The sequence below is a fragment of the Telluribacter sp. genome (assembly GCF_035998675.1).
In the GTDB taxonomy this organism is placed as follows: Bacteria; Bacteroidota; Bacteroidia; order Cytophagales; family Spirosomataceae; genus Telluribacter.
On the sequence record NZ_DASYHI010000007.1, the window covers coordinates 218,700 to 234,533 of the forward strand.

General features: G+C 42.8%; 14 protein-coding genes. 1 reads left to right on the forward strand and 13 read right to left on the reverse strand.

The features are described from left to right. The first annotated feature begins 61 nt into the window (after positions 1-61). On the forward strand, positions 62-1,774 hold the full coding sequence (locus VGN67_RS02935; RefSeq protein WP_327485272.1) for a hypothetical protein: 1,713 nt from the start codon (positions 62-64) through the stop codon (positions 1,772-1,774). Positions 1,775-1,884: 110 nt separating this feature from the next. Here VGN67_RS02935 and VGN67_RS02940 read toward each other — a convergent pair whose 3' ends face one another. The 13 genes from VGN67_RS02940 to VGN67_RS03000 all read right to left on the reverse strand — a co-directional run bounded on the left by VGN67_RS02940 (position 1,885) and on the right by VGN67_RS03000 (position 15,827). Beyond that, a complete protein-coding gene (locus VGN67_RS02940) occupies positions 1,885-3,234 on the reverse strand; it encodes a hypothetical protein (RefSeq protein WP_327485273.1) in 1,350 nt (449 codons plus the stop codon). A gap of 542 nt (positions 3,235-3,776) precedes the next feature. Beyond that, on the reverse strand, positions 3,777-4,130 hold the full coding sequence (locus VGN67_RS02945; protein WP_327485274.1) for a glycosyltransferase: 354 nt from the start codon (positions 4,128-4,130) through the stop codon (positions 3,777-3,779). Between the two features lie 9 nt (positions 4,131-4,139). Further along, complete coding sequence (locus VGN67_RS02950) at positions 4,140-5,108, reverse strand: hypothetical protein (protein WP_327485275.1); 969 nt, start codon at positions 5,106-5,108, stop codon at positions 4,140-4,142. A 24-nt stretch (positions 5,109-5,132) separates the two neighbouring features. Further along, positions 5,133-5,876, reverse strand: coding sequence for a DUF5672 family protein (locus tag VGN67_RS02955; protein ID WP_327485276.1), 744 nt, complete (start codon positions 5,874-5,876; stop codon positions 5,133-5,135). Further along, positions 5,876-6,862: a glycosyl transferase gene (locus VGN67_RS02960; RefSeq protein ID WP_327485277.1), complete on the reverse strand. Its 987-nt coding sequence runs from the start codon at positions 6,860-6,862 to the stop codon at positions 5,876-5,878. Before VGN67_RS02960 ends, VGN67_RS02955 begins: the two co-directional genes overlap by 1 nt. Further along, positions 6,859-8,079, reverse strand: coding sequence for a glycosyltransferase family 4 protein (locus tag VGN67_RS02965; RefSeq protein WP_327485278.1), 1,221 nt, complete (start codon positions 8,077-8,079; stop codon positions 6,859-6,861). The genes VGN67_RS02960 and VGN67_RS02965 overlap by 4 nt, the downstream gene beginning before the upstream one ends. A 54-nt stretch (positions 8,080-8,133) precedes the next feature. Next, the gene (locus VGN67_RS02970; RefSeq protein ID WP_327485279.1) at positions 8,134-8,793 is read right to left on the reverse strand and encodes an acetyltransferase; all 660 of its coding nucleotides are present in this window, start codon (positions 8,791-8,793) and stop codon (positions 8,134-8,136) included. A gap of 2 nt (positions 8,794-8,795) precedes the next feature. After that, positions 8,796-9,494: a WbqC family protein gene (locus VGN67_RS02975; protein ID WP_327485280.1), complete on the reverse strand. Its 699-nt coding sequence runs from the start codon at positions 9,492-9,494 to the stop codon at positions 8,796-8,798. A gap of 32 nt (positions 9,495-9,526) precedes the next feature. Further along, positions 9,527-11,557 carry an ArnT family glycosyltransferase gene (locus VGN67_RS02980; protein ID WP_327485281.1) on the reverse strand — a complete coding sequence of 677 codons (2,031 nt, stop codon included), beginning with the start codon at positions 11,555-11,557 and terminating at the stop codon, positions 9,527-9,529. Between the two features lie 9 nt (positions 11,558-11,566). After that, entirely contained in the window at positions 11,567-12,643 is a 1,077-nt protein-coding gene (locus VGN67_RS02985; RefSeq protein WP_327485282.1) for a DegT/DnrJ/EryC1/StrS family aminotransferase, read from the reverse strand. Continuing rightward, positions 12,636-13,892 (reverse strand): ABC transporter ATP-binding protein, encoded by a 1,257-nt coding sequence (locus VGN67_RS02990; protein WP_327485283.1) that lies wholly within the window; start codon positions 13,890-13,892, stop codon positions 12,636-12,638. The genes VGN67_RS02985 and VGN67_RS02990 overlap by 8 nt, the downstream gene beginning before the upstream one ends. Before the next feature lie 18 nt (positions 13,893-13,910). Continuing rightward, the gene (locus tag VGN67_RS02995; protein WP_327485284.1) at positions 13,911-14,741 is read right to left on the reverse strand and encodes an ABC transporter permease; all 831 of its coding nucleotides are present in this window, start codon (positions 14,739-14,741) and stop codon (positions 13,911-13,913) included. A 9-nt stretch (positions 14,742-14,750) separates the two neighbouring features. Further along, entirely contained in the window at positions 14,751-15,827 is a 1,077-nt protein-coding gene (locus VGN67_RS03000) for a hypothetical protein (RefSeq protein WP_327485285.1), read from the reverse strand. Positions 15,828-15,834: the final 7 nt, after the last annotated feature.

Genomic DNA, 15,834 nt, shown 5'->3' on the forward strand with positions numbered 1-15,834 from the left:
GAATCCATAAAGCAAATTTATACTTTCTTTGTTTTAAAAGTCAAACTTCAAGAATTTCATCATGATTAAAGAAAAAAAGGATCAAGTAGCGGTTTTTACATTTTTGGGAATTATTTGGCTTTATACCTTTTATGCTAGCGTTATCGCTCCTCCGTTTTTTGCTTACTACACAGTTGATGAAAACTATATTGCTGATTCAGGCGTCTTTCTCTGGTTTGGCATGACCCCACGTTGCCTTGATTGGCCTGCAACCCCAAGTTTACTAATATTCTCTATACTCTTTGGGATTGATTGTCTCATTTCAATTTTTCAAAACTTTGCCACCTTTAATAGCTTCTTTGAAGTTTTTGAAGCGATTGACTATAGAGCTTATCAATATCTAACAGATCGAACTGAATACCTGCTCGTTGGTAGAAGTGTACAATTGATCATAATAGGTTACTTTTTGATTTTATCAGTTCGCTCTATTTATCAAAAAAATCACTATTTACTGACACCTCCTGTTCAAATAATCCTTTCAGTTTTAATAGTAACCTCTTATACTGTCTGGTTTAACGCTCCGGTTTTACGCCCTGAAGGAATTTCGGGAAGCATATTTATGTTTATAGCACTTCAACTAATATTTTCAGAAAATATTACTATTAATGAAGCGCGTACCTTGGTAGTCTTATTCGCTGTTGTAGTGGCAGAACGATTCCTTTTTCTATTTATTTCTCCAATAATTTTTATTAGTATTTATTTATTGTTACCTCAAAATAACCGCTGGCGTATAGTTTTAAACTTAACTGGTAGATTTCTAATAATACTTTTAGCCCTATGCCCTTTTATTTTGACTGATCCATTGGTGGTGGCAAAGTCCTTTATTGGAGGAATTATTGCCAAAATGAATGATAAGCCAATGGAAACGCTCTTCAATAAAGGGTACATAATAAGTTATTTTGAAAATCCAGCAAGCTATTTAGTACTAGTAAGTTGCTTAGTTGGTGTTTATACATTAATTAGACAAAGGCAAATGATTTATTGGGTTATAATAATAAACTGGATGCTGTTTTTGCTGATGGTTTTACGTTCTGCTAAGATCTATGATACACACGTACTTCCAGCAGCCACAATTACCATTATATGCACAGGTTTAGGTTTAGGCTATTTGGCCAGAAAATCATTTAAAATAGGAAAGTACTTAGCATCTGTAATCGTTATACTTCTGGTAACATCAAACTTATGGAATTACGTGGAATACCAAAACAGAACTCGCCAAAAACAAAACTTACATGAAGCATTTAATTGGATTCAAGGCTTACCACAGAATTCAAGGCTTCTTGTTTTACCAGAAATGGAGTTTTACATTGCAAAATCGGAGGAGGTATTACAAAAAGAAATTGAGCAAAATCGAGATACCACTAAAATGATAAGGAAATTGAATTACTTACTTGGTAATAGTCCAAATCGTCAGATGGCAAAGCAAAACATTCCCATTTCTACCAGTGCTTTTGCATTTGAGGATGAGCGCCTTTACGACCTTCAATACCAGCTGTTATTGAAATATAATAGAACTGAAAACAAGCGCTTTTATAATTTCGAAGTATATCTTGATAATACGGAATTAGCAAGCCATAGTGTTCAATGGGATAAGGCACTTCAGGATTTTTTTAATGGAGAATACACATACTTGCTGACAGAACGAACCTTGGAAGGTTTAGAACCCATTATTGAATTTAATGAGTTTGCCGGTATTCCATTAAAAGTTTACAAGACAAGCAGTGCAAAAAAATAAATTCTAGGTATTTAAAAAATAACAAAAAGTAAAGTCTTCTAAATTTTTGAAACTAAGGCTTAAAGAAATGGTCTTTACTACACACTTCCCTCATTTATACAAACACGCTCTTAGGGATAAGTTAATTGCAATTCGTCATTCCTTTGGGAAGATTGGAAGTTATTAAGATATTTTACTCCCAGAAAACGAATCATTACTGCATATGGAAACCAAAATGATACATCATAGGGACGGCCGTTTGAAACCAGCAGTACAATAAAATATATAAAGAAATACGCTAGGAATTGAGTAAGGATATTTGATTTTTCCTTTAATTCTTTTATAGTACTTTTAAATAAATAGTAATTAAAACCACCAAAAAAGATAAGACCGAAAATTCCATGGTTTATAAGAGACTCCAAAAGCGGTACATCCATAAATAATGATTTATACCCTCTGCCAAACAAGAGAATTTCCGGCGATTTTAAAGTAAGGCTAAAATAGTTAAAGCTCGACACCCTGCCCATCGCTGAGGCATCAATATTAGCAGTGTCTGAAAATTTTACTCCAAAGGCAGTAAAAAGAACATCCAAAATACGATCCACTCCATTATGCCAATACCCATAGACAAGGCCATACAATTCGGAATAACGGTTCATTAAAAAGTTAATACCAAAATACATTACTAGTATAACAATTAATGAACGAATGGTAATTAAATTTTTTATAAATCGCACTACACTTGTCAGACTGGAATTAAAAAGTAAAAAGAACCCAATCATGAGTCCAATTGCTAGCATACTTGATTTTACTTGTGCAAGCACCACTACACCAAGGCTAAACAAAATTGTTGAGAATAGTCCAAGTCTGATTAAAATATTCTTGTAATAACTAAAAAGCAATATACTAGTTAATAAACAAATTAATGCGTTCCTAGCTGCTATATGTGGGTTACCACCAGCTTGGGCATTTTCATTCTCAAATGTTACAGCAGCTCTCATTCCAATCTTCCAGTTTGGATCTGTCATTAGAGAATAAACTAGCGTTAGATTTGAAAACAATGAAAAGACGAATAAAACATGAATAAGCGTATCCTTAACTTCATTTGGAATATGCAGAAGTAGGAATATAAAACCAACCGTAAAAAAAATATTTCCAAATTCTATAAACCAGTCAGTGCCAGAGGTATTAAAAGCAAAAAAGTGATACATTATCAATGCAATGAACCCTATTGCATACTTAAGAAGAGTGCTGTTCGGTTTATAGATTCTTAAGAACAGGTGAGTTGGAAGCATTAATAATAATGCAAAAGCGAAAAAGAATGCTGAGAAAACATTACTGGCTGGGCCAATATGTAGGGTGTCACGTATAAAAAACACTAACGGAAACCCATTGAACATTATGGCAATGCCAACAGAATACCGGAGGTAGTTGAAGTTCTGAAAAGGATTGAATATTTTTATTAGCTGTGTGAATCCCATATGTTATCTTTTCATTCTATACTCAAAATAGGCTAGGACTAAGTCGGATGCCAGGTAGTACATCTTTTTGAATCGGCTACAAAGATACCCTAATTTTGGCCGCAAATGGTACTTTAAGGTCGAATTGTACTGATTCTTAACTCTTTTAGACTCTTCTTTTCCAATATCCGCAATCAAACTCAATTTGGCATCGGCATGGAACCTTAAAGCTTCCGCCAGGCCGTCAACCCTTAGTACCCGGGTAGATTGGTAAGAAGTATAACGGGTAATAAATTTATAATCGAAGGCAAATCGAAAAGACTTGTCCAAATTACCGTATTTTTCGACCAGGGACCTACGAAAGAAAAGTGACTGATTGTAAATCTGCATTCCTTCGTAAATCTGGCAAAATAACTGTAAGGCGTAATTTTCAAATGTTCAAACACCTGATCTTCGATAGTTGTCATGTACAAATCTCCGTAAAGCATATCCATCTGAGGGTTTTGATGGGCAGCTTCTCCAAAACGTAAAAATGTATCCGGAAAATACACATCATCCGAATTTTAGAAACCAATCCACTCCCCGGTGGAGCGGGCAAGGGCTTTATTGAGCGCATTAACCTGGCCCTGGTCTTTTTCAATTACCCAATAAGCCGGGTGAGATTCATATTTTTTTAGAATTCCCACACAATTATCCATAGAGCCTCCATCAATTATTATATATTCCAAATTTGGATAGCCCTGATTCAGGACACTAAGAATGGTACGTTCTAAAAACTCGTCCTGATTGAAAGAAGGGGTAATTATGGTAAGCTTCGGGAATTTAGTTGGCACGGGAGAAAAAGTACTATCGAAATGTGTACTTAATCCGGATACAAAGGCCCTCAGTTGGGTTGTATGGTTTGTTAAGGAATCCATATTTGCCGATCAGTTAGTTTGGTTTAATTCAAACTGATCAATGTGGGTAAGTACTTTTTTTAAGTTTGTTACTATTCCTTTTCGCAGGCTTCTATACTTTTTCCGAACGGGGATTTTACCAAATGACGCCTGCCCGCCAATTTTGTACAACTTCCATTTTTCTAGCTCAGTTTTGTAATTCTGGTAAAGCCGGCCAAAAAGTTGGTTGTTAATCACCAGTTGCTGATGGTCTGACCAGATTGGATGAAAACTACCAAGTCCGGCAAAATCAAAGGACAGTAAAGAGTACTCACCTGACTTAAAGCCACCATTTACCTCCCGGAGCGCACCAAAGGCCATTGAATGCAGGCCCATATGCCAACCCGGCTGAGAAATAATCTTTGTGTTGGGTACTAATAGGGGAGCATAATTCAACCACAACTGATCCAGGCACATGCCATGGCATAAATCGAAGGCAGCCCTATCCAAGGTCCGGTTAGCCCACCAGGAAAGAAACGATTTGGTTGCGACGGTTGGTCTGAGTACCCAGGCATTTGAGTGGTACATACCAATGTTCAAAATCCTTTTATCGTCAATCCCCTGAACGGCGGGCAGAGGCTGAGTCAGGTGGGCGGTCAACAGTAATTCTGCTTCCGGGTATTCCCCGAGCGGGAGGGGCTGGTACAAGTAGGTACTTGGTGATAAAAAGGTAAGCGTAGTACAATCAGGATATTGACTAACTAAATACCGGGCAAACCAGGGGCGGCAGGCAGCTACCAGTTCAAAGTCATAGTACCGCTCGTACATAGCCGGCCAATCTGGAATATTTATCAACTTTACTGACAACCGAACGATTCCTTCGGGCAGAGCGGGTACCGGGGCTTCATCTACCCAGCCAATGATCATTTGGGCCTCCGGATGCTGTTTTTTCACCGAGGTACTGAGAGCTATCGCCTGAGGTAGTTCGCTACGATTACAGACAGTATAAACAATATTCATTCAATAATTCAAAATATAGGTAAGCTAGTCGGGCAACGCTTCAAAGTTAGTGCTTTCAACCAGTCCTGTAATTCCGAACGGTTTTTGGTGGGCAATTGTTTCCGAAAAATAGTGATTTGCGTATAAAGCGAAGCGTTCACGAACTATGGTAGTCGGGATCTGGAGGTACGGCCAGAACTTGCCGCCCTGCCTTTCCCAGAATAGTGAATCAAAATTAGTAAGTCCAGGACTATTTTTGAGCGAATGTACCTCCCGTTTATACTTCACCAGGGCTTTTCGCACCTTTTCTACCTTTCGAAGCGACAATCCACTGCTTGCCAACTCTTCTCCGGCTTGACTTGTCGGCTCAAAATTTTCAAAAGGCCCAGTTAATGCCTTAAAAATTGATGGATTTTTAGATAAAACAGTGGGAGGCGCTTGTATAAAATCGTAACCCTGCTTGCACCAGTACCGCAACTCATTCCTAAGGATATAGCTGTTTAATTCAACAACGAGAATAAAATCACTCCAGTCAAATCGTTCGTAAAAACCCCCAGTGAGCAGGAGCTTCGAAAACGAAGTGCGATCCTGAAAATAAGCATCTTTGAACGTATAGTGGGTACTTTTGGGGTAAGAAATTTGGAGGTCGGTAATATGGGTGGATTCACCACTTATAAAAAGCAACGGAAAGTCACCAAGTATATCGGCACAGCGGGCCAGTAGCTTTTCCTCAAAGGGGGAAAGTTTTTTATTACAAACAGGTACCACCACCGTTACCAACTCCTTCATCAGATGGTATCTATTTGGTCAATCATGTATTGTACCGGTTTTTTTAACCACTTCCTGACCCGCTGGTAACGCAAAGTTTTGGCAGGTTTTATATAGCAGCAGGGATACTTCCGGTAGTAAGAGTTCCCATTAGTAATCAGGCTGTTTTTATAAAGCTCGAATAGTGCCTGTAGATCAGGCCTTTCGGATAGTTCAAAGCGGTCCTGGTATTTAGAAAGTACAGTGGGCCTGGCCGGATCGTAGCCGCTGTAATGAAAAAAAATAAGCGGATAGTGCTCGTTTACCATAAAAGTACCCGTTTCTCCCTCTGAAAAAAAGCGTTCGTGGAGGTTCCAGTAGGCGGCGTTATAACCCGGGTCGCGTTCAATTAACGTGTTAGAAATAAACAGGGGCAAAAAATTCATCCAGTTCTGGTCTACAAATAAGCCGTCACAGAGCGCAATCAAACATTCAAAGCGTAATTTTTCTTCCCACCACTTAATAAAGCGGACAGTTTGGGGACTCTTCCGGAAAGCCACAAATCCCAGATTATAAATGCCGGTGTTAAGGTGGTGAAGTTCATTCGGGGTTTTGCGGTCCTCAATGGGAGTGCAGATGTGGGGGGTTACCACCGCCTCGTAGGTTTCCAGATTAGCCAAAAGCTGTGACAACGGCTGGAAAACGATAATGTCCGGATCAAAATAGATTACCTTTTCGGCTTCGGGGTACTTCTCAAAAAAATAGGTAAAATAATAGGGTTTGACGGCCGTATTGAGTTCGGTAATATTATACCGGGCGCTCATTTCTTCAAAACCTTCGATTCCAATGGCATGAATTTCAACCAGGGGAAAATCCGGCCTGAAATCTTCGTCAAAGCTTACCCCATCCAGGCGATCTACCAATCCAACAAAGTACCTGATTTCCGGATTGGTAACGGCCAGGGAGTCACCTAAGGTGCGGGCCTGAGCCAGATAGTTAATGGAACAGATTGTAAAGGCTATGGTCATTGATCATATTTTTCGGAGAGCGGCAAAGTCAGGTACCTCTGTAATATGGCGAGTACCTTTTGCACGCTGGTACGGGTATCATGCCGTTTTAAGACTTTCTGGCGGGCTCTTTGCCCCATGACCTGCCGCTGCGCCGGATCCACAATAAGCTTAATCACGGCATCAGATGCCGCCGATATATCCATGTACGGTACCACATATCCAGCATCCTGCTCAACCAGCTCCGGGGCACCACCGGCTTTCTCAAAACAAACAATAGGGGTTTCGTTCAGGGCTGCCTCAAGTACCACCAGGGGGTAGGGGTCCTCGCGGGAAGAAAGCAGCATGACATCAAACCGGCTAATCAAATCCAGGGCGTTGGGGGTAGGGGGGATCAGGATAATCCGGTCCTGTAATCCCATGCGCCTGATATCACTGACCAGCAAGTCGTAAATAGCGTGTTCGGGCCCGGCGCCCACCCAAACAAAATAGACCGGTAGTGGAGCGGTCTTTTGCAGTACTATTCGGGCTACCCAATTAAAAATATCGTTTCCTTTGCGCATTTCGGCGTTACCACACCCACCTATTATGATGGCTTCGGCGGGTAGATTGTACTCCGTTTCCAAATGCCGAAGATTCGCTACTTTCAACTTTTTGTCAATGGATACCTGGTCAATCAGGGTAAAAATACTAACCTCTTCTTCCGGAAAGCCGAACTCCTGGGTGTAGTAGCTGGCTACGGCCCGGGAAACGGCAATCAGATGATTCGTTTTCCTGATAAGAAAGCCAAGATCAGTTTTTTCGGTGTAGATTTCCGCCGACATCTGTAGCTCATGCGCAAATAGTACAACCGGCAGGTGATGCAGAAAAGTGAGCTGCCGGTGGTAAAGTTCAGCGTTGGCAATGGAATTTACAAAGACAAGACCAATATCAAGGCCTTTCAGCTCCGCCTCAAATAGTTGCCGCTTTTCCAGCTGTTTTCGCTGGTGCAAGGGCTGGTATACACCCGCCTTACTTAGTACCTTGTCCAGGAACGGACTCAGGACAGTGGCATTGTAGGCAGGCACCAGGGTGGTAGGTACTACTTCTCTGAACTCGGCCTCCAGACTTCCCCCGGCGCACAGTAACAAATGCATAGGTACTCCTTTCTGCTGGAGTAGCCGAATGAGCTGGAGTAGCAAAAGCTGACTACCAGCTCGGTTAGCATCGTGACTTATGAATAGTACTTTCTGGGGCATTTCTCCTCTTTCTTTCGGGCTGCGCTTAAACGGGTATTCGTACTGAATCTTGAATTAATAAGCTTCGTAACTAAGTTTACCAGGTACTTTCTTGGCCGGATTTCCAATATAAATCCCCCACTCTTCGGTGTCTTTGGTGATGGACGCTGCCATACCCACCAGGGTACCCTGAGCTATATGGCTATAGTCTCGGATGGTACTGTTAACGCCAAAAAACGAATAGGATTCAATAACACAGTGGCCCGACAAGACTACATGGGAAGTAAAAAACACGTGGTCCTTTATCTGTCCGTGGTGCCCGATATGGTTTCCACTCCAGAGTACCACGTTATTACCAATGGTCGTGAAGGGCTGGATGGTATTATCTTCCAGAATAAAACAGTTTTCACCAATTACACTTCGGTCCAGAATAGTGGCATGGGTACTTATATAGGAAACAAAGGAATACCCTTTTGATTTAGCTTCATTATAGATTTTCTCCCGGTTGCGGTTCATATTGCGGCCGGTCATGGGGGCAAAAAAGTGGTATTCCTGCGGAGAAAACAACGTTTCTACCTCTTCAAAAGCTACCAGTGGCAGGCCCCTGAACGACTCTTCTTTTAGATACTCGCGGTTGACGGTAAAGGCAACGACTTCGTGTTCGGAGTCGTTCTGGAGGTAATAGTGGGCCAGTTCGGCGGTGTCCATTATTCCGAATATGATAACTTTTGCCATTACTATAGGAGTTCGTATGCGGTTAGTAATTCGTTAATGGTACTTTTATCGTTAAACATTAACACATCCAGAATGGAAAGCCAAGGTACAAAAGCATTTTTAAACTGAGGGTAGTGGACCGGTGATGATTTCATGAAATATAATTCCATACCTTCCTGCTCAAACCGTCCTTTGTTGTATAATTCCATGCCACCCACCGGATTGATGTACCGGGTAGCCTTTTCCTGTTTACAAATATCCAGGATTCGATCCTGGGCTTTCAAATCTGAGTTATTATAAACAGCAGAAGTTGGAACAATTTGGGTGTCTATTTCCAGGTACCCATTTACCTGAACTAAACTTTGGACCGCAAGTTCAGAAATACTTTCCGTTTCGTAATTCAGGATTCCTTCCACCACCGGAAAAACACCGGCGAAGCACGGTGCTTTCAGGTAAGACTGCTGGATGGTTTTCAGCAATTTCTTCCGCCATTGGGTATCCCCGGCCAGGCTTACTTCCCTTATGAGTTTGTTCTGGCTGGCGTCTTTAAGTGGTATGCTGAACAGGTACGCCTGCCCCCCCACCAGCATGTTATTCCGATTTATCCAGCCCCGGTTAATAAAGTTGACATCATCATACACCACAAACTTATCTACGGCCTTCATCAGCTGAAAATAGCCAATGTACGGCAGGAAGTAGGGTTGCATGATGGCAATGGTCATAGTAGGTGGTTTAATGGATAATGGCAATCGCCTTATTTAAGCTTGCGAAGGTAGTAATCTTCTCCTTTAACAATAAGATTTTCCATGGAAGTGTCGGTACCTAACCGGATATCGCCGGTTTGTGGCTTTATAACATTCTTGGAAAAGAAAAGGTAGTCAGCTTCGGCCGGAATGGGTTGTACCCCCTGCTCAAAAGGATTGATAGAAATAAGCTTTCGCGTAAGATTTTTTCCGTAGAGCGGGTACTCAAAGTCATCATTGATGGTACCTAGCGCTACCGTTGCATCCTGCGGCACCAATGAATCAAACGCCAGGTACGAAGGGGTAATATCGGGTCGGGCAAAGGTCTGGAACCGGATGCGATCGGCCTTAAAGGCCGACTCATACCCATAGGCCGGTAAGGGAAGCGCCCGGATGTTCAGGTAAACCGACATGATGGCCGAAGTACAACCTAATAGTACGATAAGTCCAATGTACCCTTTCCAGGCCCACCGGCGGGGTTTCAGGATGGAAAGACGGTGGTGGGAAAATAACAGCAACAAAAATAAAACCCCAAACAGCCCGGTTTCAATAAAATAGCGGCCTTTAAAAGGGTCGTAAGGTGCCGAATAAGAAATGGCCATAAAGTGTAGTACCACCGCTAAAGCCAGAAACCAATGGGGCCGGCTTTTAATAATGCGGAAGAAAACCAGTAGTACCAGGGGTAGGGTTAGGGCAAAACCAAAGATGCCCCAGTAAGGATTGGCATTGTAAAACTCAAATCGACGCTGAAAGGCAAAGGGAACAATGGAAAAATCCGTTTCTTCGTCCAGGCGCATGCCCAGTTTATCTTCCAACAGCACAATCGGCTTTCTGATTTGGGTGTTCAGGTTGTAGCCCCATTGGGCATTTCTGATTCCATCCAGGTTAAAAAAATCGTAGCTGTATCTGACCATATTCCGGCTACCCTGCTCCAGCAAGTTGGATAATGATCCCGCCCGCTCAACTGATTGGTGTTTAAGCGCCGTGGGAGGACCAATGGGATGACCGAAAACCTGAATGTTTTTCAGGTACCCGGTAGGAAATGTGTAAATGAGCATACTAAGTACTATCGCCACCCCCAATTGCCACACCCTTTGGAAGAAAGTTTTGAAATCAGGAGCCAGAAACACCGTATAAATCATCACCGCAAAAACAGAGGGCAAGAGTAGAGTAAAGGTTATTTTGTGCCCATACACAATGCCAAACACCAGGCCGACCAGGTATAAGTACTTAACCTGCCGGGTAGAATGGTAGGTAAAAAGAAAATAAAGCAGGCAGCTTAGGTAGGCCGTAAGTACTATGTCTGTTTCCGTTGTAATGGCCTGCATCAGGAAATCCAGAAACATACCGTAGGCCAGGGCACAAAAAAAACTCGCCGACAAACTACGGCCAATGCGCTGACTGATGCCAAAAACTGCAATGAGGCTTACCCAATACGAAGCGTGGTGGATAAGTTTCTGGGCGTTTTCGATGTGGCCACTTATGAGGTAGGAAAAGATCTGGATAGTCGTTACACTTTTGGGATAGGTATCCATATTCCAGTTGGTACCCCCGAAATGTTCCATAGTACCCCGCTGAATATACCGGATGACCCGGTTGAGGTGCCCAGTCATGCTATCCCATTCGTTAGGTACTGTAAAAAGTACCAGGAGCAGGTTGGTAATGCCGATTATCAGTAAGGTACCGAACATCAGCAGATACAGGAACTTGAGGTAAGGAGTAAGGTCCTGTATCCAGATACGAAAAGTTTGAACCCGATTGGAAACCACGGCCCTGACGGAATAGGAGGGGGAGGGGGTAACGAGGCGGGGCCACAAAAAGTAGTAAAGGGCCAGTACTATAAAGCTTCCGACGATCCAGGCCCAGACGTTAGCAGTTAAGTCCAGGGCCGATAGTACAAATCCGGTAGGTATGATACTTCCTACACAAAAAATGAATGAAACAAGCAGCCACTCACTGACCGACGGTTCTGCTACTCGTTTTGCAGTATACCCAACTCCAATTAAAAACGCTACAAAAGAAATCCAATAAAGTATGGCCATGACGGCAGGTCATAGATTTTTGTTGATGATCTTACTTATTCGCTCGATGTCCTCCGGGGGAAGCCCGACGTATAAAGGTAAGCTAAGTACCCGCACTGAAATATCTTCCGAAACCGGACAGCTATATGGGCGGGGCATAAACGACAAGGTATTTAAGGAAGGATAAAAGTAGCGGCGTGGAATTATATCTTCTGCGACCAGAGCGGCCTGAACCTTTTTCATCGCAGATTCTGACCGGAACACCACGGGATAATAGGCGTAATTGTATTCGATATCCGGGCTTATCAGTGGTTTTTCTAATAATTCCCAGTTGAGCAGGTTATTGTACAAATCGAATATCTCTTTCCTTGCGGCAATGATACCCTGAACCTGGGGCAAATTGCATAAACCCATGGCCGCGTGAAATTCAGAATTTTTTCCGTTTATACCCGCGAAATGGTAGCTTTCATCTCCCCGGTGACCAAAGGCCCGGAGCAAATGAAACTCTTCGTGCAGTTCAGGATGATTGGAGATAAGGGCCCCGCCTTCAATGGTATGAAATACCTTGGTGGAGTGAAAACTACAGGTACTTACATCCCCATACGAAAGCAGCGAACGTCCCTTATAAATGACACCAAAAGCATGGGCACCGTCATAGATCACCTTTAAGTTATGCTTCCGGGCTATGTCATCAATCAACCCCACATTGCACGGGTTACCATACACGTGCGTAGCCATAATAGCCTTGGTGTCGGGGGTTATGGCTGCCTCAATTAACTCTGCATTGATATTAAACGTGGCCGGGTCAATGTCAACAAAAACCGGCGTGCAGTTTTCCCACAGAATAGAGTTGGTCGTAGCACAGTAAGAAAACGGAGTAGTAATTACTTCCCCCTGAATTTTCAGGGCTTTCAGGGCTATCTGCAGGACAATGGTACCATTGCTGCAGAAATACAGATGTTGTACGTTAAGATACTCTTTTAGCTTTTGTTCGAGTTCCTGTAGAATAGGGCCGTTATTGGTTAACTGAACCCTATCCCATATTTCATCTACGTATTTTAAATATTCGGCCTTATCCGGTAGAAAGGTCTTAGTGACGTTAATCATTCACTACGGGTTCAGTTTGGCTAATCGAAAAGTTAAGTTGGGGACGAATGTAGCCCGGCCATTTTCCATACCAGGTCACACCTTCCCGGAAATCTTCTATGTCAAAACTTATAGCTTCTTCCATATTGTAAAGTACCGTGCTGGTATCTTTTACAATCATCATGGATATAACGTAAGAGCCATCATTTAAGAAATGCCCCGGTATTTCACAACTGCCGGTAACCAGCCCTCTCGAAAAACTTTGGGAGGGAGTACCTACGTTGAATATACACTCTCCCGTGTACGAGTAAAGGTGCATACTCAGGTTCAACGTCGAGTCTTCTTCCAGATTCCAGAATTCAAATTGTAGCTGCATTGGTGTCCTGACATCAATATGCCTCAGGTTGTCCTGGTAGTCGGGAAGTAGCTGGAAGCTCTTGATCTTTACCTGTTCGTTACCGGGCGCACTTTCAATATCATCCCACTGGCGGACCAGGTTTTTGTGGGATACCTTACTCAGGTAGGTAGTGACAATGTGGGTGGTATCGCCCTGGTCTACCAGAGTACCTTTTTCAAAAAAGAAAGCTTTGTTACAAAGCGCCTGAATGGCCGTTAAATTATGACTCACGAACAGGATGGTGCGGCCACTTTCTGACACATCCCGCATCTTGCCTAAACATTTCTTCTGGAATTCGGCGTCACCCACTGCCAGTACCTCATCAATAATCATAATTTCGGGTTCCAGGTGGGCGGCAATGGCAAAGCCCAGCCGTACGTACATCCCGGACGAATATCTTTTTACCGGTGTGTCAAGAAACTTTTCAACGCCGGCAAAATCCACAATGGCGTCAAATGATTTACGGATTTCCTCCTTGTTCATCCCAAGAATGGCCCCGTTAAGAAAAATATTCTCGCGGCCGGTCAGTTCGGGATGAAAACCAGTACCTACTTCCAATAAACTGGCTACCCGGCCGTTAATCTGGACCTGACCGGTAGTAGGGTTGGTAATCCGGCTTAATATTTTTAATAAGGTTGACTTTCCGGCCCCGTTATGGCCTACAATACCAACCCGATCTCCCTGTTCAATTTTAAAATTAACATCACGCAACGCCCAGAACTCTTCCTTTTCCTTAAAAGTATTTTCTTTCCTGGCCTGGAACAAGTTATCGTACGTATCCGAAAACCAGTCGCGGATGCTGCTGGAACCTTTAGAACGCTTGTGGTCTATAATGTATTTCTTGCTAATATTTTCAGCTGTAATAACAGACATACTCGTAATATCCAGTTTCTAAATGTAGTCAACAAAGGTGTTCTCTTTCCGACGAAAATACACAACCGAAAAGAACAATGCTAACAGTGATACAATAAGGGTGGAATAAAGGCTGGCCGGGTTAAAAAAAGCCCGTTCCCCAAGGAGGCACCAGCGGAAACCATCAATTATCCCCACCATAGGATTTAAGTTATAATATTTATACCACCATTCATTTTCTACCAGTCTACTGCTGTAAGCTACCGGGCAAACGTAAAACCCAACCTGTACCAAAAAGGGAATAAGCTGGGCAATGTCCCGGAATCTTACATTAACTACCGCAAAAAATAAGCCAAAGCCCAGGGAAGTGAGAAATGTAAGGATAATAAAAAAGGGCACGTAGATAACCTGCCAACTGGGAGGGTACTGGTACCAAAAGCTTAGACAAATAAAAAGAGTAAGTGAAATAAGAAAGTCAATAAACCCAACCGATATTGCACTCAGTGGCATGATAAGCCGGGGGAAATATACCTTTGAAACCAGGTTTGAATTAATAACTATACTATTACTAATTTGGGTAAAGGTATTTGAAAAAAATAACCAAACCGTAATGCCACCAAGAACCATCAAGGGGTAGGGAATTCCGGGGTCACCTTTTAGTTTGGCTACTTTACTGAATACAAAAACCATGATCAGCATGGTCATCAGGGGACGAATGACGCTCCAGGCCATGCCCAGTAAAGTCTGTTTATACCTTACTGAAATATCCCGCTTGGAAAGTATCCACAGGAGCTGCTTGTGTCGCCATAAATCTTTCCAGTAGTCCTTTTCCGAACCTCCCGCCTTAATTGTTACTGATTGTTGAGCCATAACTGTGTTTTATGAGCGTGTGTCAGCCATAATGGTAGTATATACACTTTTAATGTATATGGTTAAAAGTCCAAGTACCAGTCCGATCAGGAACCCTAACTGGGCACGTTTTCCGGTCTCAGCTCTACTATCAACGGGTACTTTGACTGGTTCAATAATCGTAAACAGGGGAGCTTCGCGAATTAGTGAAGCACGAAGATTTTCTACGTTCCGCAGGGCCTCAAAGTACATCTGCTGCAGGAACTGCGAGTTACGGGATAGCCTCGTCACCTGAGCCCGGCCTTCTGGTACTACTATCTGGGTACTATAGTCCATTTCCCGGGCCAGGCGTGACTCGGTGCTGCCTAATAATCGGGATAAGGAGTCGGCCCTGGTTTGAAATTGTCTGAGGGCCTTGCGGGTTTTGCGGGTTTGCTCCTCGGTATATACTTCTTCTACCGTTTCCAGCAGCGTTTCAATCCAGGTTTTTGTTAATTCAGGGTTAATGGAGTTTACCTGAAGCATAATAAAGGAAGACTTACGGTCCGGCTGGAATACGGTGGCAGCTACTTTAGCTTTCTCCACCACCGCATTGAGGGCAATCCGCTGGTCTAAATTGTATTTTTCAGGGTCATTGGAAGTAAAGTAGAATTTCTTAAGTTTTGGGATTTCGGCCCAGTCGTACTTTCTAATTCCACTTGAATCTATAAAAAAATTCGCCAGGAGCATTTTCTTTTTTCCAACCTGTACCTCTTTCATCAGGGCTCTTTCTACAACGGGCCTTGACTTAACAAAATAGAAAAAGTTCTCACCCGTAAATATATTCGCGTCCGGGGAGCCGCCCAATCCCAGCATCCCCGCCAGGTCGCCCATTCCCCCCGCCGGTGCTCCGCCTGCGCCTAGGTTAAAAAGAATCATGGCTTCGTAGTTGGCTTCCTTTTGTAAATAAATATCCAGAAAGTAGCCAATACCGGTACCGAGAATAATAAACAGAACGAGGATTTTCCAGTTTCTGGCAAGAGTATTCTTAATTATAATAAGCTTAAACACTACATCTTTCGGAGATATCTGGTCTTCCGGAAGTGTTTGATGTAATACCTGTGACATAAATTCG

Bases quoted from the DNA above. Each gene is read 5' to 3' on its own strand.
- VGN67_RS02935 (WP_327485272.1), top strand. From the start codon at position 62: ATGATTAAAGAAAAAAAGGATCAAGTAGCGGTTTTTACATTTTTGGGA.
- VGN67_RS02940 (WP_327485273.1), bottom strand. From the start codon at position 3,234: ATGGGATTCACACAGCTAATAAAAATATTCAATCCTTTTCAGAACTTC.
- VGN67_RS02945 (WP_327485274.1), bottom strand. From the start codon at position 4,130: ATGGATTCCTTAACAAACCATACAACCCAACTGAGGGCCTTTGTATCC.
- VGN67_RS02950 (WP_327485275.1), bottom strand. From the start codon at position 5,108: ATGAATATTGTTTATACTGTCTGTAATCGTAGCGAACTACCTCAGGCG.
- VGN67_RS02955 (WP_327485276.1), bottom strand. From the start codon at position 5,876: ATGAAGGAGTTGGTAACGGTGGTGGTACCTGTTTGTAATAAAAAACTT.
- VGN67_RS02960 (WP_327485277.1), bottom strand. From the start codon at position 6,862: ATGACCATAGCCTTTACAATCTGTTCCATTAACTATCTGGCTCAGGCC.
- VGN67_RS02965 (WP_327485278.1), bottom strand. From the start codon at position 8,079: ATGCCCCAGAAAGTACTATTCATAAGTCACGATGCTAACCGAGCTGGT.
- VGN67_RS02970 (WP_327485279.1), bottom strand. From the start codon at position 8,793: ATGGCAAAAGTTATCATATTCGGAATAATGGACACCGCCGAACTGGCC.
- VGN67_RS02975 (WP_327485280.1), bottom strand. From the start codon at position 9,494: ATGACCATTGCCATCATGCAACCCTACTTCCTGCCGTACATTGGCTAT.
- VGN67_RS02980 (WP_327485281.1), bottom strand. From the start codon at position 11,557: ATGGCCATACTTTATTGGATTTCTTTTGTAGCGTTTTTAATTGGAGTT.
- VGN67_RS02985 (WP_327485282.1), bottom strand. From the start codon at position 12,643: ATGATTAACGTCACTAAGACCTTTCTACCGGATAAGGCCGAATATTTA.
- VGN67_RS02990 (WP_327485283.1), bottom strand. From the start codon at position 13,892: ATGTCTGTTATTACAGCTGAAAATATTAGCAAGAAATACATTATAGAC.
- VGN67_RS02995 (WP_327485284.1), bottom strand. From the start codon at position 14,741: ATGGCTCAACAATCAGTAACAATTAAGGCGGGAGGTTCGGAAAAGGAC.
- VGN67_RS03000 (WP_327485285.1), bottom strand. From the start codon at position 15,827: ATGTCACAGGTATTACATCAAACACTTCCGGAAGACCAGATATCTCCG.